General features: G+C 52.2%; 20 protein-coding genes and 1 riboswitch. Of the genes, 4 read left to right on the top strand and 16 right to left on the bottom strand.

The window, feature by feature from the left end:
• Positions 1-51 precede the first annotated feature (51 nt).
• Complete coding sequence (locus PKO01S_RS15610) at positions 52-360, top strand: winged helix-turn-helix transcriptional regulator (protein ID WP_127532371.1); 309 nt, start codon at positions 52-54, stop codon at positions 358-360.
• Between the two features lie 118 nt (positions 361-478).
• Here PKO01S_RS15610 and PKO01S_RS15615 read toward each other — a convergent pair whose 3' ends face one another.
• The 5 genes from PKO01S_RS15615 to PKO01S_RS15635 all read right to left on the bottom strand — a co-directional run bounded on the left by PKO01S_RS15615 (position 479) and on the right by PKO01S_RS15635 (position 5,623).
• Complete coding sequence (locus PKO01S_RS15615; protein WP_127532372.1) at positions 479-748, bottom strand: YqkE family protein; 270 nt, start codon at positions 746-748, stop codon at positions 479-481.
• A 139-nt stretch (positions 749-887) separates the two neighbouring features.
• On the bottom strand, positions 888-1,247 hold the full coding sequence (locus PKO01S_RS15620) for an MmcQ/YjbR family DNA-binding protein (protein ID WP_127532373.1): 360 nt from the start codon (positions 1,245-1,247) through the stop codon (positions 888-890).
• Positions 1,248-2,377: 1,130 nt separating this feature from the next.
• On the bottom strand, positions 2,378-3,142 hold the full coding sequence (gene sdhB, locus PKO01S_RS15625; protein ID WP_127532374.1) for a succinate dehydrogenase iron-sulfur subunit: 765 nt from the start codon (positions 3,140-3,142) through the stop codon (positions 2,378-2,380).
• Between the two features lie 23 nt (positions 3,143-3,165).
• A complete protein-coding gene (sdhA, locus tag PKO01S_RS15630) occupies positions 3,166-4,911 on the bottom strand; it encodes a succinate dehydrogenase flavoprotein subunit (protein ID WP_127532375.1) in 1,746 nt (581 codons plus the stop codon).
• 40 nt (positions 4,912-4,951) lie between these two features.
• Complete coding sequence (locus tag PKO01S_RS15635) at positions 4,952-5,623, bottom strand: succinate dehydrogenase cytochrome b558 subunit (protein WP_127532376.1); 672 nt, start codon at positions 5,621-5,623, stop codon at positions 4,952-4,954.
• A gap of 259 nt (positions 5,624-5,882) precedes the next feature.
• On the opposite strand from PKO01S_RS15635, the gene PKO01S_RS15640 reads away from it, so the two are divergent.
• Positions 5,883-6,782: a LysR family transcriptional regulator gene (locus PKO01S_RS15640; RefSeq protein ID WP_127532377.1), complete on the top strand. Its 900-nt coding sequence runs from the start codon at positions 5,883-5,885 to the stop codon at positions 6,780-6,782.
• A gap of 392 nt (positions 6,783-7,174) precedes the next feature.
• Here the strand turns inward: PKO01S_RS15640 and PKO01S_RS15645 are convergent, their stop codons facing one another.
• From PKO01S_RS15645 to PKO01S_RS15655, 3 genes are read right to left on the bottom strand one after another with little or no spacing between them, the layout of a single operon-like run.
• Positions 7,175-8,407, bottom strand: coding sequence for a cation:proton antiporter (locus PKO01S_RS15645; RefSeq protein WP_127532378.1), 1,233 nt, complete (start codon positions 8,405-8,407; stop codon positions 7,175-7,177).
• 34 nt (positions 8,408-8,441) lie between these two features.
• Positions 8,442-9,101, bottom strand: a complete 660-nt coding sequence (locus tag PKO01S_RS15650; protein ID WP_127532379.1) for a potassium channel family protein — start codon at positions 9,099-9,101, stop codon at positions 8,442-8,444.
• A gap of 54 nt (positions 9,102-9,155) precedes the next feature.
• Entirely contained in the window at positions 9,156-10,502 is a 1,347-nt protein-coding gene (locus tag PKO01S_RS15655; protein WP_127532380.1) for a TrkH family potassium uptake protein, read from the bottom strand.
• Positions 10,503-10,600: 98 nt separating this feature from the next.
• Positions 10,601-10,782, bottom strand: a riboswitch (cyclic di-AMP (ydaO/yuaA leader).
• Positions 10,783-11,096: 314 nt separating this feature from the next.
• Here PKO01S_RS15655 and PKO01S_RS15660 point away from each other — a divergent pair.
• Positions 11,097-12,749 carry a CPBP family intramembrane glutamic endopeptidase gene (locus PKO01S_RS15660; RefSeq protein ID WP_127532381.1) on the top strand — a complete coding sequence of 551 codons (1,653 nt, stop codon included), beginning with the start codon at positions 11,097-11,099 and terminating at the stop codon, positions 12,747-12,749.
• A gap of 93 nt (positions 12,750-12,842) precedes the next feature.
• On the opposite strand, the gene uvrC is transcribed toward PKO01S_RS15660, so the two are convergent.
• On the bottom strand, positions 12,843-14,849 hold the full coding sequence (uvrC, locus tag PKO01S_RS15665; protein WP_127532382.1) for an excinuclease ABC subunit UvrC: 2,007 nt from the start codon (positions 14,847-14,849) through the stop codon (positions 12,843-12,845).
• A gap of 185 nt (positions 14,850-15,034) precedes the next feature.
• On the opposite strand from uvrC, the gene PKO01S_RS15670 reads away from it, so the two are divergent.
• The gene (locus tag PKO01S_RS15670; RefSeq protein ID WP_127532383.1) at positions 15,035-15,193 is read left to right on the top strand and encodes a YqzM family protein; all 159 of its coding nucleotides are present in this window, start codon (positions 15,035-15,037) and stop codon (positions 15,191-15,193) included.
• 93 nt (positions 15,194-15,286) lie between these two features.
• Here the strand turns inward: PKO01S_RS15670 and PKO01S_RS15675 are convergent, their stop codons facing one another.
• From PKO01S_RS15675 to PKO01S_RS15705, 7 genes are all read right to left on the bottom strand, one after another.
• Positions 15,287-15,733 carry a hypothetical protein gene (locus PKO01S_RS15675; RefSeq protein ID WP_127532384.1) on the bottom strand — a complete coding sequence of 149 codons (447 nt, stop codon included), beginning with the start codon at positions 15,731-15,733 and terminating at the stop codon, positions 15,287-15,289.
• 178 nt (positions 15,734-15,911) lie between these two features.
• Positions 15,912-16,496, bottom strand: a complete 585-nt coding sequence (gene thpR / locus PKO01S_RS15680; RefSeq protein WP_164779630.1) for an RNA 2',3'-cyclic phosphodiesterase — start codon at positions 16,494-16,496, stop codon at positions 15,912-15,914.
• Between the two features lie 153 nt (positions 16,497-16,649).
• A complete protein-coding gene (locus PKO01S_RS15685) occupies positions 16,650-17,108 on the bottom strand; it encodes a hypothetical protein (protein WP_127532386.1) in 459 nt (152 codons plus the stop codon).
• 375 nt (positions 17,109-17,483) lie between these two features.
• Positions 17,484-17,735 (bottom strand): YezD family protein, encoded by a 252-nt coding sequence (locus PKO01S_RS15690; RefSeq protein WP_127532387.1) that lies wholly within the window; start codon positions 17,733-17,735, stop codon positions 17,484-17,486.
• On the bottom strand, positions 17,720-18,592 hold the full coding sequence (cysW, locus tag PKO01S_RS15695; RefSeq protein ID WP_127532388.1) for a sulfate ABC transporter permease subunit CysW: 873 nt from the start codon (positions 18,590-18,592) through the stop codon (positions 17,720-17,722). Before cysW ends, PKO01S_RS15690 begins: the two co-directional genes overlap by 16 nt.
• Before the next feature lie 39 nt (positions 18,593-18,631).
• Positions 18,632-19,465 carry a sulfate ABC transporter permease subunit CysT gene (cysT, locus tag PKO01S_RS15700; protein WP_127532389.1) on the bottom strand — a complete coding sequence of 278 codons (834 nt, stop codon included), beginning with the start codon at positions 19,463-19,465 and terminating at the stop codon, positions 18,632-18,634.
• 33 nt (positions 19,466-19,498) lie between these two features.
• Positions 19,499-20,644, bottom strand: coding sequence for a sulfate ABC transporter substrate-binding protein (locus PKO01S_RS15705; protein ID WP_246070591.1), 1,146 nt, complete (start codon positions 20,642-20,644; stop codon positions 19,499-19,501).
• Positions 20,645-20,856 lie beyond the last annotated feature (212 nt).

Consider the following 20,856-nt stretch of genomic DNA (forward strand, 5'->3'; position numbering starts at 1 on the left):
CCTTTCCTTAGTACATATGTTACAATAGACGTCAGAGAAGGGGTGATACGGTTGGATTACTCAAAGATGTGCCCGAAATATGAATCCGCCGCCGAACTGCTCGGCAAGAAATGGACAGGCCTGATCATTCGGGTGCTGCTGGGCGGACCGAAACGATTCAAAGAAATGAAGGAACAGATTCCAGACATGAGCGATAAGATGCTGACCGACCGCATGAAGGAGCTTGAAGCCATCGCAATCGTGAAGCGCAACGTGTATCCGGAAATGCCGGTTCGAATCGAATATGAGCTGACGGATAAGGGCCGCGATCTCGAGCCCGTCATCCTGTCTATTCAAAATTGGGGAGAAAGATGGATGTAGTCTTGTTCGCACACGAACATCCCTAAATATAATAAGCCTGCAGCCGAAGCATGAATGATCATGCTTCGGCTGCAGGCTTTTTGAGTTAGCTCTGCTATATGATGTGCGCGATTCGCGTTTATTTATGCTTTCGCCAATCCATGCTGCTGTTGTTCAGCAAGTATTCGAAGTCGTTGTCCCGCCGTTTCTGTTCCGCCTTCCGTTCTGTCTCCACCCGGATGCGCTGCTCTTCTTGGCGTTTCTCCTCCTCCGCTTTCATTTGCTCCTGCTGCTGCTTCAGCTTCTGCAGCACGTCCGCACCGAGCAAATCTTTCAGCGTAGCCGGCTTATCCGACTGTGACTGGGCTGCAGCTTGTTGCTGCCGTCCTTTATGTTGTTTGTTCGCCATGTGTTTTAATCCCCCTTGCTTTCATACGTGTTCTCGACTGACAAGGCCAATTCCCGCTGCGGGACCATTAGATCTCCATCCATCCGCACACTCGGCTCGGTAACAACCGCATGCCCCCTGCCGGACGCGAGATGCCTCGTTATGGCTGTACCAATGATGCGTTAAGCTCTTCTCTTTGGGCCTTCGTCAAGCTCTTGACGATCAGATCGTACGAATGGTCGATCATATCGTTCAGTTCATCCTCCGTTAACCCGGGAATGAACGACACCGTGTTCCAATGTTTCTTGTTCAGATGGTACCCCGGCTTCACCGCCGGATTCTGTTCCCGTAGATTCAGCGCAATCTCCGGATCGCATTTGAGCGCTACGCTGCCCTCGGACAGCAGCGCGAACATTTTGCCGCATACCTTCGCCACGAACGGATCCGGCCCGAACGGATACGTCTCCTTCGCTCCCCGCTTGCTTAAACAATAGGTTCTCACCGACTCATAATTGATCATCCGATCTCAACCTCCACACGCTTCAGCGCCAACATCCACCTACTATGAGGTTACCATATCTCAACAATGAGCGTAAAGCCAAGACCGCCTTCTCCCCCACACCGCTGCACTGGTCTTCTCCTCCTCTTTTCCCGGGAAATAAAGTTCGCCGCTTGCCTCTCCGGTATTCGGCACTCGTCTCTTCGTTGTATTCAGCTCACATCTCTTTGTTGTATTCAGCTCACATCTCTTCGTTGTATTTTGTACAACGAGATTCGTCACTTGTCCCCCACACCTTCTGTTCATTGCACTTCATACATCGAAAAAACTCCTTCACGGCCATAATTGCTTTTTAACAGCGCAGTCTTCACCTAATCCCATTGCACAAACTACAACCAACCTCACTCAACTAGCAGAATTGCGCTCTTTTCATTGCATGAAGTGCAATGAAAAGCATGAATGAAAGTAACTTTATCAAAGCAACAGTCAAACAATTGACTTTGCACTCAAACTAACTTCTTCATTAGCATTAGCCGAGTACACGTGAGTGGAACGAGGCATCCCCCTCCACCAGCGAGGCATGAGATGGTGCGGAGATGGTTTGGTTACCTGATTTGCATAAGGGGCCAGGAGAGCGGAGGGGCAGAACAATTCTGGAGAAGCGAAGCGGTCGCCTTTGATTTCGGATTCTTACCTATTCATGATCTTATATGATCAGAAGAATCCGAAATCAACAGCGATCGTAAGAATGTTCTGTCCCGCAGCGGGAGTCGGTTCATCTCAACATTCTCAGTATTGGTTCTTATCTACAGCGGGAGTTGACATTCATTAGCCGAGTTCACGTAAGTGAAACGAGGCCATCCCCCCACCAGCGAGGCATGAGATGGTGCGGAGACGGCTTGGTTTACTTGGTTTGCATAAGGGCCAGGAGAGCGGAGGGGCAGAACAATTCTGGAGAAGCGAAGCGGTCGCCTTTGTCCTCGGATTGTAACCGCTATGCGGTATTACACGTTCAGAACAATCCGAAGACAACAGCGATCGTAAGAATGTTCTGTTCCGCAGCGGGAGTCGGCCTTTGCTCCAATAAAAAAAACTGTCCCCGGCATGAGCCAGGGACAGTCTTTTCAAGCTCCAACATATAGAATTTCAATCTACATGCCGAGCCATTTCTTGAAGAGATGCTTAGTCGTATCCTTATTGATCGCCGCGATCGACGTCGTGAGCGGAATGCCTTTCGGGCATGCGCGCACGCAGTTCTGCGAGTTGCCGCAGCCTTCGATGCCGCCGTCTTCCATCAGTGCGTCGAGACGCTCTTCCTTGTGCATTTCGCCCGTTGGGTGCGTGTTGAACAGACGCGCCTGCGAGATCGCAGCCGGGCCGATGAAGCTGCTCCGGTCGTTCACGTTCGGGCACGACTCGAGGCATACGCCGCACGTCATGCATTTGGACAGCTCATATGCCCATTGACGCTTCGTCTCTGCCATACGCGGACCAGGACCGAGATCGTACGTGCCGTCGATCGGGATCCAAGCTTTAACGCGTTTCAGTGCGTTGAACATGCGCTCACGGTTAATGACAAGGTCACGTACAACCGGGAACGTGCGCATCGGCTCAAGGCGAATCGGCTGCTCGAGCTTGTCGATCAGCGCGCTGCACGCTTGGCGCGGCTTGCCGTTAATAACCATCGAGCAGGCTCCGCACACTTCCTCCAGACAGTTGGATTCCCAACATACTGGAGCCGTGCTGCCGCCGTCCGATTTGGTCGGGTTGCGCTGAATTTCCATCAATGCGCTAATAACGTTCATATTGTTACGGTAAGGTACTTCGAATTCTTCCGTGTACGGCGCCGCATCCGGGCCGTCCTGACGGGAGATTATCAGCTTCACCGTTTTGGCTGCTGCTGTCGTTTCCGCCATCGTCGTTTCCCTCCTAAAGGTTATTACTTATTGCTCGAGTAGTCGCGTTTACGCGGCGCGATCAGCGACGTGTCGACAGCGTCGTACGAAATTTGCGGGCCGTCTTTCGTCCATTTCGCAATCGTCGTTTTCAAGAAGTCGTCGTCGTTGCGGTCCGGGAATTCCGGTTTGTAGTGCGCGCCGCGGCTTTCGTCACGCAGCAATGCGCCCAGCGTCATCGCTTCCGCGAGCTCGAACATATTCCACAATTGGCGCGTGAACGCAACGCCAGCGTTGTTCCAGCGGGCCGTATCGTTAATGTTGATGTTGTTGTAGCGTTGTTTCAGCTCTTTGATCTTGTCGATCGTCTGCTGCAGACGGTCATTGTAACGAACGACTGTCATGTTGTTCGTCATCCACTCGCCGAGCTCTTTATGAAGCACGTAAGCATTCTCCGTACCGTTCATCTTCAGGATGCTTTCGTACGTCGCCGTGTGGCGTTTCACTTCACGCTCGAATACGGACGAAGCGATATCTTCAGCCGATTTCTTCAGGCCTTTGATATACTCGACCGCTTTCGGTCCCGTCACCATACCGCCGTAGATAGCGGACAGGAGCGAGTTCGCACCGAGACGGTTCGCGCCATGATATTGGTATTCGCATTCGCCGCAAGCGAACAGACCCGGAACGTTCGTCATTTGGTTGTAGTCAACCCACATGCCGCCCATTGAGTAGTGTACCGCTGGGAAAATTTTCATCGGAAGCTTGCGCGGGTCGTCGCCGACAAACTTCTCGTAAATTTCGATGATGCCGCCGAGCTTAACGTCAAGCTCCTTCGGATCCTTGTGCGACAGGTCGAGGTATACCATGTTCTCGCCGTTGATGCCGAGCTTCTGGTCGACGCAGACGCTGAAAATTTCACGAGTTGCAATATCACGCGGTACGAGGTTGCCGTATGCCGGATATTTCTCCTCAAGGAAGTACCAAGGCTTGCCGTCTTTGTACGTCCAGATACGTCCGCCTTCGCCGCGAGCCGATTCGGACATGAGGCGGTTTTTGTCGTCGCCCGGAATAGCCGTTGGGTGAATTTGGATCATCTCGCCGTTCGCGTAGTGAACGCCTTGCTGGTACACTGCACTTGCAGCCGTACCGGTGTTGATGACCGAGTTCGTCGTTTTGCCGAAAATGATGCCAGGGCCGCCCGTTGCAAGAATAACGGCGTCTGCACGCATCGTGTGAACTTCCATCGTACGCAGATCCTGCGCCGACACGCCGCGGCAATGGCCGTCGTCGTCCAATACCGCACCGAGGAACTCCCAGTGCTCGAACTTCGTAACAAGGCCAGCTGTTTCCCAGCGGCGTACTTGCTCGTCCAGTGCATAAAGCAGCTGTTGGCCCGTCGTTGCGCCAGCGAATGCCGTACGGTGGTATTGCGTACCGCCGAAACGGCGGAAGTCAAGCAAGCCTTCCGGCGTGCGGCTGAACATAACGCCCATCCGGTCCATCAAGTGAATGATGCCAGGCGCTGCGTCGCACATCGCTTTAACTGGCGGTTGATTCGCGAGGAAGTCGCCGCCGTATACCGTATCATCGAAGTGCTCCCATGGGGAGTCGCCTTCGCCTTTTGTATTAACCGCACCGTTGATGCCGCCTTGCGCGCATACGGAGTGGGAACGCTTTACAGGCACGAGCGAGAACAGGTCGACGTGAACGCCGGCCTCCGCTGCTTTAATCGTCGCCATCAGGCCGGCGAGGCCGCCGCCAACGACGATTACTTTATTTTTAGCCATATCGAATGCTCTCCTTTCGAGGGTCTGTTACAGGTCAGTTCTAGCCGATCGAAATCGCCGACGCTGCGGCGGATGCCGCTTCTTTGAAGTCATCGCCCGTGAATGCGACGATCGACAACATGAAGAGGACCGAAATAATGACGAACAAGCCCATGCAGATCGCAGCCGATACACGCTGCGCGCGAGGACCTACCGTAATGCCCCAGCTGATCAGGAATGCCCAGAAGCCGTTGCTGAAGTGGAACACTGCAGACAGTACGCCGATGACGTACAATACAAGGCTAACCGGATGAGTGAAGATGTCGTGCATGTGCGCACCGAGTTCCTCATGCGTCAGATTGCCCATCGCGACTTGAAAGCGCGTCTCGTACAGATGCCAGAAAATGAAAATGAACGTGATGACACCCGTTACGCGTTGCGCAACGAACGCCCAGTTGCGGCCGTAGCTGAAACGGCTCGTGTTAAAGTTCGATTGATATGCCATGTACAGACCATATACACCGTGGAACAGCAGCGGCAAGAATATGCCGAAGATTTCCAAGAAGTAGACGAGCGGCAGATCGTTCAGAAACTTAACGCTGTCGTTGAACCCTTGCGGTCCCGATTCATACGCAGAATAGTTCGTGATGGCATGCTCAATGATGAACAAGCCGAGCGGAATAACCCCGAGCAGGGAGTGAAGCTTCCGCCAATGGTACGAGTTAGCTTTCATAAATTGTGCGTTCTCCTTTCCTGTCTTGCCCGTTTAATTGCGGTACGGCTTCCTTGTAAAGAAGCACCTTCCATTTCGTACAACAAAACATTCTCCATTGTACTCCTGACCCCGTACAGCGTCAACAAATGTCGACACAGCTTCGCCACATCTTCCATCCTACTCCTTTTCCGCTTATAATGGAATTGCTTATTGTTGATAATTTCTTATAACTTATTTGCATAAGGCTTCTGACCAACTATTGTGGAGGGTTCCATAGATGCTCGAAGATATGCTGGCATTCGCCGTTGTCGTGGAGCAATCAAGCATGAATAAAGCGTCGGCGCAGCTCAACCTTTCCCAACCGGCGTTATCCAGGCGGATTGCGAAGCTCGAGGAAGAACTTGGAATCGAACTTTTTCGGCGTATCGGCAAGCGGCTCGAGCTGACGCGCGTCGGCCAACTGACCTACGAATATGCACTCGAACTGCGCACGCTCCATCAACGTTATTTGCACACCATATCTGGCTTCCGTTCGGATGGACCGACCGAGGTGACGATAGGCGCGAGCCTAACGACGCTTCAGACGACGCTGCCCGATTTCATTAAGTCACTGAACGAAAGCCATCCCGATCTCGACATCAAGGCCGTAACCGGCAAGACGCACGAAATCGTATCGCTCGTCCGCGAACGCAAGGTCGACTTCGGCATCGTCGCTTCCCGCATCCAGGATGCACAGCTGCACTGCGTTCCGCTGTTCGATGACCATCTCGTGCTTGTTATGCCCCGCAACCAGTTTCTGACTGACCGAGGGCCGATGACGATCGACGAACTGAACGGCTTGCCGGTCATCCTGTTCACGAAGGGCACCTGGTACCGAACGCTTACAGACGAGATATTCAGCAAGTACGAGCTGGAGCCCGATGTCCGGATGGAGATCGACTCGTTCGAAGCGATCGTTCGGATTCTGTCGACAAGCCGGGCGGCAACCCTGCTCCCGCGCTCTTATGTAAGACAGCAGATGCTGGACGACAACGAACTAATCGTCTCACCGCTCCGGGAACTGGAGGAGACGAAGCGGACGACCTCCCTCATCTATGCGATGCCGTCAGGCTTAAGTCCGGCCGTCAAGCTGTGGGTCGACAGTCTGGCAGCCTCCTATCCTCGGCCAATGCCCTAACATACGAGAGTTCCCTCCTATGGCGCAAAATATACGACAAGTCGCGGCTGCTCCGTCAGCAGCCGCGACCTATGTATCGTTGTCACTTTCTATTATGATACAGCGCAGCTAACTCCATGCGTATCTGCACATTTAAGCGTCCTCTGGAGACGTCTAATTGTCGATTCAACCGTTCACACGGCTTTTCCGTGTCCTCCAGAGACTCTTATGCACCTTCCGCTCCTCATCCAACCGGTTGGTGCACATTTAAGCGCCTTCTGGAGACATCTAATTGTCAATTCAGTCGATCACACCGCCTTTAAGCGTCCTCCAGAGACTCTTATTGCACCTTCCGCTCCTATTAATAAAACAAGCCTCGCTTCCAGCAGCGGGGCTTGTCAGTTCTACACCTCTTATTCTTGCTCCCGGTCGATGCCGAGCCTGCGCGCAAGCCAGCCTGTCGTGCTGGCTTGCAGCATAATCGTCAGCACGATCGCCATGAAAGTAATCGAGGCAATCACGGAAGCATGCGGGATGCCGAGACCGACCAGCATGCCGGACAATGCAGCCGGTATGACACCAGTTTCCCGCACCCACACCATAAATAACAGCTCTTTGCCCGTCCATCTCGCCTTGCGGTCCGGAACGGCACACAAATATACGGTTAATGGCCGTGCGACGAACATGAGCGCGGCGACGGCGATTAAGCTTTGCCAACCGTACTCCGCCAGCAGTGCGAAGTCGACTTGACTGCCTAGCAGCACAAAGATCAGCATTCGCATGATGACCGTTATGTTATCCGACACATGCGTCAGCTCCTGCTGCTTCTTGTCCAGCTGCATTCCGAATGTATCCGGATTGCCCCAGATTAAGCCGGCGACGAACGCCGCCATAAAGCCGCTCACATGCAGCAGGTCGCCGATCAGATAGCTGCCCAGCGCAGCTCCGATCATCGCAATCGTCGCATGCTCTCCGAAGATTCCGATTCGAGTATGGGCAACGATGTACAGGATAGCTGCGCCCAGCACAATTCCGATTGCGATCCCGCCAAGCGCCGTCTTCAAGAACTCCATTGTCAGCGTTCCAGCTTCCAGCGAGGATTCGCCCGTCACAGCGGCGAGCAAAGCAAAAGTAATAATAGAACCCGTCGCATCATTGAACGCCGATTCGCTCTCGACCGTCTCCCGTACTTTCTTCCGAATGGTCACTTGCCGGAAGACAGGAATAATCGAAGCCGGATCGGTTGAAGCAATGACCGCACCGGCCAGCAACGAGGTGAGCCATTCAATATCAAACAGATAATGGATGACTGTACCTGTCACCGCCACCGTAATAAGTACGCCGGGTACGCTAAGCAATCCTACTGTCCAGCCGACCTTCTTCAATCCTTCGAGCCGGATGTTCCTTCCTCCGTCGAACAGGATAAGCGTAGAGCCGGCCGTTAGTATCAGCTGGTTCAATAGCGAACTTGCCGGCTCGTCGACTAAGTGCAAGCCTTGTCCAAGAACCATGCCCAGTGCGATGAACAGTACGACGTCCGGCAGCCGGAGCACCGCCGCCAGCCTTCCGCCGACGACCCCAGCCGCGGCAACAATCAGAAATATCATTAATATGTGATGAATAAGAGCACTTGTTTCCGTCTCCATAAGTACGCTACCGTCGCTTTCTTATCGAAAAAGCTTATCGAACGATCGCTTCCTCGAATTGCTCGATCTGTTTGTTCGTGCCGATCACAACCATAACGTCCCGCCCAGCAAGCACCTCGTCCGCCGTCGGCGCGATAATAACGCCGCCCCGCGGCTTGTTGATCGCCACAATGCTGCAGCCGAACCGCGCACGTGTATTAAGATCGTGCAGCGATTTGCCGTTCAAGCAATCCGGCACAGCCAGCTCTGCGATCGTATATTCCTTCGACAGCTCGATATAATCAAGCAAGTTCGGCGAGACGAGCTGATGCGCGACACGAATGCCCATATCCCGCTCCGGATAGATGACCCGGTCGACGCCAAGCTTCTCGAGCACCCGGCCATGCAGCTCGCTCAGCGCTTTCGCCACGACCGTCTTCACTCCAATGTCTTTCAATTGAATTGTCGCAAGAATGCTTGCTTGAATATCGTCGCCGATTGCGACAATACCGCAGTCGAAATTGCGCACGCCAAGCGCACGCAGCGTTTCTTCATCGGTCGCATCAGCCGTGACGACATGCGTCAGAATTCGGCTCATGTCATCCACCGTCTCTTCATTCTTATCGATGCCGAGCACTTCATAACCGAGCTGAACGAGCTCTTGGCCTAGACTTGAACCGAACCGGCCGAGACCGATAATGACGAATTGTTTCATTGTATTTTCTCCCCTAATCTCTATATAGCGGATACCCCGAGCCGTATCCTATGGTTAACCGATAATGATTTTGCCTTCCGGATGACGGTACAGCTCTTTCTCCGTACGCGGACCGAGCGCATAAGCAAGCGTCAGCGGGCCGAGCCGGCCGGCGAACATCGTTAGGCTTAAAATAATTTTGCCAAAATCAGAAAGCGTAGGCGTAATGCCGGTGGACAACCCGACCGTGCCGAACGCCGAAGTCGCCTCGAACAGCAGCCGCAGAAACTCACGGTCCTCCGTGGCGGACAGCAGCATCGTCACCGTAATGACAAGCAAGAGCGAGATCATCGTAATAGTCAGCGCTTTAAAGATCCGTTCGCGGGCAAGACGGAACTTGAACAGGACAATATCCTCTTTGCCCCGAATCATCGCAATGACGGCTCCGATCAGCGTCGTGAACGTCGTCGTCTTAATGCCGCCGCCCGTCGAGCCTGGCGATGCGCCGATAAACATAAGAATAACCATGAAGAAAATGGTAGCCTGCCGCATCACGCCGATATCGATTGTATTGGCGCCTGCCGTACGCGGAGTAACAGACTGGAACATGGCCGCCCATATTTTCGCGTTCCAATCAAGCGAGCCTAGCGTCTTGCTGTTCGAAAACTCGAATATAAAAATGACGATCGTGCCGATCACAAGCAGCGCGCTGGTCATAGACAATACAACTTTCGAATGGAGCGACAGCTTTTTATTTCTACGGAAATCAATCAAGTCCGACATGACAATGAAGCCTAGTCCGCCGAGAATAATAAGCCCCATTGCGGTAATGTTGACGATCGGATCGCCGACGTACATCGTCAAGCTGCGGTATCCGCCGAACAAGTCAAAGCCCGCATTGTTGAACATGGAGATTGCGTGCCAGATGCCGAAGTATACTGCCTTGCCGAATGGCATATCAAACGCGAACCGCGTGGTGAACAATACGGCGCCTGTAGCCTCAATGGCAAGTGAATAGACAATTACTTTCCGAATAAGCCGGACGATGCCTTCCATGCTCGACTGGTTCATCGCTTCTTGCAGAATAAGCCTTTCCTTCAGCGAAATCCGCTTGCGCAGCACAAGCGCGAACAGCGTCGCCATCGTCATAAAGCCAAGGCCCCCGATTTGGATGAGCGATATGAGCACGATCTGGCCGAACGTCGTGAACTGCCTCCCCGTATCCACAACGACCAATCCGGTTACGCATGTACCCGATGTCGCCGTAAAGACCGCATCGAGATAGCGCAAGTAATGCCCGTCTGTATTCGAGATCGGCAGCGACAACAGCAATCCCCCGAGCAAAATAATAAGCGCGAATCCGGTCACCAGTATACGTGGAGGCGACCAATTGAACAGCTTGCGTTTCTTCTCTTTCTCCATTTCCTGATCCTCTCTTCATCCTCATGGACAGCAAGCGTTCAGCATCTTTCGCGCATAAAAAAAAAAGGCATTGGAAACCCAATGCCGTCTCTCGCGATGAGTTCTGTCCATGCAGCCTACGAGGTTAGCTGTCGGATTCGGGCCTGGATAGATCGCCCTATCAGTATGCGATGGCTGGTGCCGCACGCGTGTACTGAACTCACCCCAAGTCACCGTTCTTATCAAGACGGCAACAATATGGTTCCCCCGTTTTCCTTTGGAAATTCGGCTGTAGAATATTCGGTTTTTATTAGCAACGTAAACGATTATATAGCGAAATGGAGATCAATACCAACTAGGATTTACAACCGATTGAGACGGTTTTCACCGAAAAAAACCGAATCCTTCGGACAACTTGATCATTAGCTGGATGCTGATCGTTATTTTACGCTCTTTCGAGCATTCTCTATATTTGTCTTAACATTCGAACGGCGGGATTACATCTTGAATCATGGTAAAGGCATAACGATCCAGACATTGACGGAGCCAAGCCCACATATGCTATCGTAAAGGAACGAGCCTGCCGTTCACCCGCTCGACGATTGGAGGTAACCGATGACCCATACTCCGCAGCTGCCGCAGCGTATACCGCGCTCATTACTTTTTCTTGGTTTGTTGGGATTATTCTTGTTTCTAGCTGTCCAAATATTGCCTGGCTTCATTTCTCCGCCTGATCAAGAAAACTCGGAAACTTCCGCAATGCCCCGCGTCATTTCACATGACGATGCTTCTGCCAAAGCGGCTCACTTCGCAAAGCAGCAGTTCGGCGGTACAACTGCCGGGGAAGCTCCGCACCCGGTTCATCAATCCGACAGCCTGCTGTACGGCTACTTGGCTAAGAACGAAAAGCTGGCGCATTTCGATCAAACCTATGACAGCCGATTTCCGACCGATACGATGGAGACCGAAGTAAGAACGCCGTCCGGCACTTTGTTCGTCTACCTTCATATTGAGACAGGCAAAATTGTCGGCTGGCGGCTGTTTCCCGCCAAGACGGACGCGAAGAAGAAAACGCCTTACTATTCCGATTGGTCCAGACTCCAGCTTGCCCGCAACACAGCGGTCCAGTTAGGCGGATTCCGTCTGTCCGAGCTCCAAGGCGGGCAAGTAGACGGCAATCAAGTCGTCTTCCGGCCTCAAGGCTATACCGTTGGGGACGCCCAGTTGACCATTCGAGTAACAGTCGATCCTCTGCCCGCTTCGGGTCAACTAAAGGCGCTCCAATACCGTGCAGCCTTCGCGGTGCCGGACCATTACGCCGCCTATATTCAGAAGCAGAAAAATACGGCAGCCGCCTTATCGCTGTATGGAAGCATGCTGATGAACGTGCTTCTCTTCATCACCGCAATTGTCATGGCCATCCGGCAGCGCCGTTCGACCTCGCTGCTGCGCGGACTGCTGCTGACGGCACTGTTCCTTGCCTTCTATATTGTGAACAACTTCAATATGGCAGACGGCATCCGCGCTTCGTACGGCGCCCGGCCGGATGTCGAGACGCTTACTACGGCCGGTATTGTCGTCTCAAATATTTTTACTGTATTGATGGGGATCGGCATCTATTTCTGCCTAGTGGGCGGCGACGGAATATGGAGAAACAGCGGCCAGCGGTTATGGGCGCGATATGGAGAGACCGGCTACGGAGATCATGTATGGCGGGCAATGAAGTTGTCTTATCCGCTTGCTTTCGTCATGCTGGGCACGCAATCGGTGCTGCTATTCGGGCTTGACCGGTCGATCCATTCCTGGTCGACGACAAGCGTTGAAAGCTCGCCGTATAATCTCGCGCTTCCGCTCTTATATCCGCTGCTCGCTTGGTGCGCCGCCATATCGGAGGAAGCGATGTACCGGCTGTTCGGTATCGCCATATTCAAGAAGCTGCTGAGAAAACAATGGCTCGCTTATCTCGTGCCGACCATCATATGGGCGCTGGGGCATGTATCGTATCCCGTCTATCCATTCTACAGCCGGCTTGTGGAGCTGACGATCGTCGGACTGTTGTTCTGCGTGCTGTTCGTTCGCTATGGCTTCATAACCGCCGTGTTCACGCACGCCATGCTGGATACGATACTCATGTCGTTCAGTCTGCTCCAGCTCGGCACTCCGGTTAACCTGCTCGCAGCTCTGGTCTACATCGTGCTGCCTGTAGGCTTGGCGTGGCTGATGCGCTCGTTCGCGAACCGCCGCCGGGCGGCTGAACCGGTAACTTGAGGATTGATTAAATTCTATCCGTCTGTGGGGCAGACGACAAACAAAAAACACCCGATCCTAACGCGGATCGGGTGTTTCTGTCATGTCATCTTTCTACTCCTGCACGAACGCAGAGTTTTCCTCATCTATTTCCGGCGGTGCTTCCGCTTCTTCTTCACGCAGAGCGGTTAAGATTTGCTGAGCCAGCTTCTCCCCGATCGATAATGGTTTGAAGTCCTCGATCGAGGCTTCGCGAATTTTCTTCAAGGAGCCAAAATGCTTCAGCAGCGTCTTGCGCCGCTTCTCGCCAATGCCTGGGATCGCATCGAGACGCGAAGCGACCATCGACTTGCCCCGCTGCTCGCGGTGGAACGTAATCGCGAACCGGTGCACCTCGTCCTGTATGCGCTGCAGCAGATAAAATTCCTGGCTGTCGCGCGGCAGCGGCACAACCATCGGCGGATCGCCCGTCATGAGCTGCGCCGTCTTATGCTTCGCGTCCTTCACAAGGCCGCATACCGGAATGGCCAGCCCAAGCTCGTTGCGCAACACATCGAGCGCCACTGCGATCTGGCCTTTGCCTCCGTCGACGACGATCAGGTCGGGCTGCACAAGATCTTCCTTCAGGACGCGCTCGTACCGCCTCCGGACAACCTCACGCATCGTCTCGTAATCATCAGCGCCGACGACCGTCTTCACCTTATACTTGCGGTACTCTTTCTTGTCCGGCTTGCCGTCGGTGAAGACGACCATCGCCGAGACAGGATTCGTCCCTTGAATGTTCGAGTTATCGAACGCTTCGATCCGGTGCAGCGAATCAAGTCCGAGCCATTGCGCCAGCGACTCGGTCGCCTTCACACTCCGTTCCTCATCCCGTTCGATCAGGCGGAACTTCTCGTCCAGCGCCACCTTCGCATTGCTGCACGCCATCGCGACAACCTCGCGCTTGCGTGCCCGCCTCGGCACGAACACTTTGACTTTCAGCCACTTATGCAGCGACTCCCGCAACTCTTCCGCACGCGAACCAGCAGGTGCGTCATCATCGGCCTCGTTAGATTCCGCTTCCGTCGAAGCTTCACCAGCATCGTCAGTGCCAATGCCGGCCTCTTCCGTTGCTCCCTCCGAAACCGCCGCCGTCTCCGATTGCTCCTCCGGGGGCTCCGGCAGCAAAATTTCGCGCGGAAGCGCCGGATTATCGCTGTAATACTGTGCCACGAATGTAACGAAGTCGTCATATTCATCGCCGTAGTACGGGAATGACGACGAGCGGCGCTCGACCATTTTGCCCGACCGCATGTACAAGATTTGCACGCACATCCAGCCCTTATCGACGGCGTAGCCGAACACATCGCGGTCGACGGCGTCGGACAGCGTAATCTTCTGCTTCTCGACAACGGCATCGATGGCGACGATCTGATCGCGGAATTCTTTGGCCCGTTCGAATTCAAGCGACTCGGCTGCTTCTTCCATTTTACGTTGAAGCTCCGCCTTCACCTCGTCTTGGCCGCCGTTCAGAAACTTCGTAATTTCTTGCACCATCCGGTCGTACTCCGACTGCTCGACTGGAAATTCGCAAGGCGCGATGCACTGGCCGATATGATAATAGAGACATACCTTGTCGGGCAATGTATTGCATTTGCGCAGCGGATAAAGCCGGTCAAGCAGCTTCTTCGTCTGTTGAGCAGCGTAAGCGTTCGGATAAGGGCCAAAATATTTTGCCTTATCCTTCAGCACCCGCCTGGTAACCTCCAGCTTCGGATGGCGCTCATTCGTTATTTTGATATAAGGAAACGTCTTGTCGTCTTTGAGCAGTACGTTATAACGGGGGTGATACTGCTTGATCAGGTTGCACTCGAGAATAAGCGCCTCCATGTTGCTGCCCGTTACGATATATTCCAGATCGCGGATCTCGGATACGAGACGCTGCGTTTTGCCATTATGCGAACCGTTGAAGTAGGACCTGACGCGGTTTTTGAGCACCTTCGCCTTGCCGACGTAGATGATCGTGCCTTCGCCGTTCTTCATTAAATAGCAGCCCGGCGAGTCTGGCAGCAGCGCCAGCTTGCCCCGGATCAGCTCCATCGCCGCATCCCGTTCCCCCGTCTGTCCACGCCGTTCCATCGATGTCCCTCCAACCTTAGCTTAAAAATGATGAATATGCATGAATTCGGGCGATAATCGCCATCCTGTCTATTGTAGCATACAGAAGGCGGAATGATTGTCCGGAATTCACTTTACAATTGTTTACGCAGTTGGTTATACTACAAAGAGGTAAAATGGTCACGTTCGAGGGGGATATGGTAGTTATGAACAACGCTCAATACTCGGTAGAAGATCCACGCGCTCACGTTAACGAAGAACCGCGTGACGACATGCGCGACGTTATGTTCGGATTCGGCGGCATGCTCGGATTCATGACCATCGTATTTGCGGCAATGGTCATTATCAAGTTCGTTCAATCCTAATCGTTGTAAATGAATGAAGGCTCCGGTCGGCGATAAGCCGGCACGGAGCCTTTTTCCTGTTGCAACCAATTTTATTCTTAGCCCGTTTAATGATTATACGCCAACCACTGATGTTCTATAAATGCCAATATCGCTCTCAGGGTTATGGCCATTAACAACCCATACGATGGTCTCGCCTGGTAGCAGGTTACGCGTATAAACATCTGCTAATCCCGGACCTGAGTCCGCTGCTGTGCCAAGATAGACAAGACCGGAGTTATTCGGCGATTTCAAATATACTTCAAGATCCACGTTCAGTGAAGGGTTGTATTGGTACGCAAGGGCACTTAACACAACAAACTGCGTGCTCGAGGTATTGTTCTGATAAGTGTACCAATCCGAATCTGATTTAGCTATAAACGTGACAAGTTCGTGATTTAAAGCAAAAGGCACCGCACTAGCATAATCGTCCGCAAGACCGGATATAGCAAAGGCAGACTGTGACGCCCCAAAGACGGAAGCAACAACAGCGACAGATAAAATCCATTTTTTAAACTTCATTAAGCCCTCCGTATAAGCTGAATCATATTAGGATCTCTGGCCAGAATTCCCAGTAAAATACTATCATGTAATTATATCCTTCCCAATAGGGACATAGGCCTGAAAAAATTAGAGGACGGACACGGTCCATCCTCCCACAAACAACATCTCTAAATAAGTAAATAAACCCACAAATTAACTAATCTTTCATGCAATATCGTCCAATTGCTTCATACATCGGCTGCGAGCCAAACTTACTTTTGTACAACATGATATGATCCGCCATCCAGCTCCACTCATTCCCCGTCATGCATGCAACTGCCTCTTTCAACTCGCTTGCCGCATCGCTTCCTTCATACCGCCTTGCAAGCGTCAAGTGCGGTCTGTACGGGCGTGTCTCCGGTTCAAAGCCAAGCGGCTGCGTTGATTCGATGACGGAGCGGTGAAGTGCGGCGAGCAGCTCTGCATCTGTCTCAATGCCTGCCCACAGAACGGATGGCTTGTCCGACCGGCCGAATACACCGAGCCCGTGAATCTCAACCTCGAATGCTGACAGCGGCAACATCGACTGTTGAAGTGCTTCATGAAGCGCAGTGATCCGTTCCGTCTGGACATCCCCAAGAAACTGCACGGTAATATGCAGATCAGACGGATGAACCCACCGCTGAAACGGCAACTTCTGCCTCATCGCCTTCATCCGCTCACCTATCTCTTCCTTAATCAGCTCTGGCAGCGGCAATGCAATGAACAGCCGCTGACTCTCGTTCTCTTTATCCCCTTCCACCACCTAGTACCTCCTTCAAACATGATTGCCAATATTGTTAGCATCGGGCAACATAAAAATCCGAAGGAGCGACACCTTCGGATTTTTAATAGTTTCTATTAGAACAGTATAACTCTCACCGATCCAAGTTCACCCAGAGCAGTGTCTATAAAATTAGGTTTGGTAAGAAAGTGAAATCATGTATTGATTCGAACCGCTTGAAGAGCCGTAGATGAATAAATAGTAACTATGGCCTGCTTGAACATAGAAGTTGCTGACATCGAAACCTGACACGTTAACTTTACTTAAGATATGCCCTACCGACGAACCTGGGGTATAAAGGGCCGCGTCATAGATGGCATAAGTAACCGTTTGTCCGCTTGGAGGTACGACAAGCACTTGTTGCAAACCATTCTGAGGGGTGTTGAAAGAATACCAATCGATATCTCCACCTTCTCTAAACGTACCGAACATAGCTTCGCCTGTTTGACCGAATGGCACGTTGCTTAAGGTATTAGCTTGGTTGTAGAAGTCGTTCGATTCCGATTCGTATGCGGCAAACGCAGAACCAGCAAAAATTACACTCATAATCATTACAAGCATCCCTGCACGTACTACTAGCTTTTTCATCATCAATTCCCTCCATAAAATAGTATGATTATGTATCCAATTGAATACCATTTCAGAACAAAGATACCAGTTAGATACATCGAAAGTGTAGCATTTTAAATTATATAAATCAACCAAATTTAAACAAATTTTACAATTAGATTATCAATCGTCTCCATATCAAGTGAGTAGCATATTAAACTTACTAGTAGTATGATATGGTATAAATACCAATTTTACACTATCACTCACACAACCAGCCGTCTATAGGATCATAGAACTGATATCACAGTTTGGAGTGATGGCTAACGTCCTGACTGGACAAAAAAATACGCCGATATCCGAGTCGTCGGAGATCGGCGTAGCCATTATTCCTGCTTTACATTAACGATTGAATACCTAGCCGTTCGCTACTTTCCCCCGACGGACCGCTGATTTGATCGGAGCCGCTGCGCTTTTGTCAGCTACCGTCTCCGGTTTAGCTGCAGGTACTGCGCCTGCGGAAGGATCGAACCGTTTGCGCTCCGTCCGGTCAATTTGCACGATACGGCCGTCATGAACGGTAATAACGACGGAACCGTACTCCATACCTTCCAATTGATCCGCGATACGGTCATGCCACCATTCATTCAATTCTACTTGCTTTGCCATTTCGATCCCCTCCACTCAACGAATTTTTTAACTGCCAACGTTAAGACCGCCAGCAGAACGAGTAATGAAGAAACAGCGAACGATGCGGAGAACTGATACTCGTTATACAATATCTCGATATGCAGCGGCAGCGTGTTCGTCTCGCCGCGTATGTGGCCTGATACGACCGACACCGCACCGAACTCTCCCATCGCTCTCGCATTGCACAAAATAATGCCGTACAGTAATCCCCACTTAATGTTCGGCAAGGTGACAAGCCAGAACAGCTTAAGTCCCTTTGCTCCGAGAACGACCGCCGCTTCTTCCTCTTGAACGCCTTGCGATTCCATAAGCGGGATGAGCTCTCTTGCCACGAATGGGAAGGTAACGAATACTGTCGCCAGAACGATGCCCGGAAGGGCAAAAATAATCTGAATGTTGTGGTCATCCAGCCAAGGCCCGTAGAAGCCTTGTGCACCGAACATAAGCACGAAGATGAGACCCGAGATGACTGGCGAGACGGCGAACGGCAGATCGATTAACGTAATCAGCACGTTCCGTCCGCGGAATTTGAACTTCGTAATGGCCCATGCGGCCATGATGCCGAAGAATGTATTAAGCGGAACGGCGATGAGCGATACGATTAGCGTCAGCTTGAGCGCCGATAACGCGTCAGCATCCCGGAGTGATGCCGTATAAACATCCCATCCTTTTTTCAACCCTTCAATAAATACGGTCAAGAGCGGGAAAATAACGACCAGCGTCAGAAATGCGAGCGCGATCGTGATCAGCACGATGCGAACCAGTACGGATTCATTAATATGTTGCGGTCTGACGGAGGCTTCCTCCGACAGATGCGCCGTGACGGCTCCAGCCATCAGCATCCCTCCTGTTGATTGCTTCGGTTACGCAGCTTGTTAAGCCGATATCGTCCGTTTGTTCATTCTCGCCTGCAGCAAATTAATGATGAGCAATGCGATGAATGAAATGACGAGCATGACGAGTGCAATCGCCGTAGCGCCTGCGTATTCGTACTGTTCCAGCTTCGTCATAATAAGCAGCGGCGCGATCTCCGTCTTCATCGGCATATTGCCGGATATGAAGACGACCGATCCGTATTCGCCGATGCCCCGGGCGAAAGCGAGCGCGAAGCCCGTCAATAGGGCGGGAGCGATTTCTGGTAATACGATTTTCCTGAACGTCCGAAAGCGGTAGGCTCCGAGCATGACAGCCGCTTCCTCCGTATCCTTCTCGAGATCCTGCAGAACCGGCTGTACCGTCCGTACGACGAACGGCAGCCCGATAAACACCAGCGCGATCGTAATGCCAAGCGGCGTGTACGCCACCTTGATCCCTAACGGCTCCAGCTTGGAGCCGATCCAGCCGTTCTGCGCATAGAGAGCCGTGAGAGAGACGCCGGCTACTGCGGTCGGCAGAGCAAACGGCAAGTCTACAAGGCTGTCGATGAACGATTTACCCGGGAACTTATACCGTACAAGCACCCACGCTACGAGCAGGCCGAACACCGCATTGATGCCGGCTGCTGCCAGTGCCGTAAGGAAGCTAACCTTGTAGGCGGCGATAACCCGAGCGTTCCATATTGTATGCCAGAAGTCCGCCCATCCCATGCCGGCCGTCTTGATAAAGATGCCGGCGAGCGGGATGAGTACGATCACACATAAGTAGAATATCGTGTAGCCGAGGGATAAGCCGTATCCCGGAAGCACCCTTCGGTTAGCGGAACCTTTCATGTGAAGTCAGCTCCCTTGCGAAGTTCCTTTCCTTTATGAACCAGGAACGTAGATTTTATCGAAAATGCCGCCGTCAGCAAAATGCTTCGTCTGCGCTTCTTTCCAACCGCCGAAATCCTTGTCGATCGTGAGCAGTTCGAGCGATTTGAATTGATCCTTGAACTCGTCAGCAACCGATTGCAGCGTCGGACGGTAGTAGTTCTGAGCCGCGATGCGCTGGCCTTCTTCCGAGTACAAATATTTCAGGTAAGCTTCCGACACTTCGCGCGTACCGCGATCGTCAACGACTTTGTCAACGACTGCAACTGGAGGTTCGGCCAAAATGCTGATCGAAGGATAGACGATTTCGAATTTATCCGGACCAAGCTCATTGATCGACAGGAACGCTTCGTTCTCCCAAGCGAGCAATACGTCGCCGATGCCGCGCTCTACGAACGTCGTCGTGGAGCCGCGTGCACCGGAGTCGAGTACCGGTACGTTTTTGAACAACTGCTTCACGAATTCCTGTGCTTTCGCTTCATCATTGTTGTTTTGTTTCAGTGCATAGCCCCAAGCCGCCAGGTAGTTCCAACGTGCGCCCCCGGACGTTTTAGGATTCGGCGTAATGACTTTCACACCGTCCTTCACGAGGTCGTTCCAATCTTTAATGCCTTTCGGATTGCCCTTACGAACGAGGAATACGATTGTCGACGTGTAAGGGGAGCTGTTGAGTTCGAATTTGCTTTGCCAACCCTCGTTGATAAGCCCCTTCTCTTGAATTGCGTCAATATCGTAACCGAGCGCAAGCGTCACGACGTCAGCTTTGATGCCGTCGATTACTGCGCGGCTTTGTTTGCCCGATCCGCCATGAGACTGCTTAATCGTTACTTCTTGGCCCGTCTCTTGCTTCCAGTGCGCGGCGAACGCTTTGTTGTAAGCCTCGTACAGCTCACGCGTTGGATCATATGATACGTTCAGCAGCTCGACTGGCTTAAGAGGCTCTTTCTTCTCCGCCGTATCCGTTGCCTTCGTATCCGTTGCCTTCGTATCCGTTGCTTTCGTATCCGTCGCTGTTTCCTGTTTCGTCGTTGCTGTATCAGACTCGCTCGTTGTTTTCTCTTTCGAAGAGCAAGCCGTAATCACAACTGCGAATGCAAGGATAAGAGTTAACCATTGAACTGCCCGTGTTTTTCTTTTCATCGACAACCACCCCAAATTAGATAAAATATAATTCCTACATGTTTACTCGGTTATTAAGGCCTTGAGTGAATTCTAACAGGTAGGTAATGGCAGTGTCAATCATTTTTTCAACAATTCTTATCTGGATAATAAGAATTACTTATGAGCTCGCTCGAATGTGTCGCTATTGCGCCGGACCGCTCGCCGCGCCCCCATTAACGACACAATATGTG

Source organism: Paenibacillus kobensis NBRC 15729 (assembly GCF_004000825.1).
Classification (GTDB): Bacteria; Bacillota; Bacilli; order Paenibacillales; family Paenibacillaceae; genus Paenibacillus_T; species Paenibacillus_T kobensis.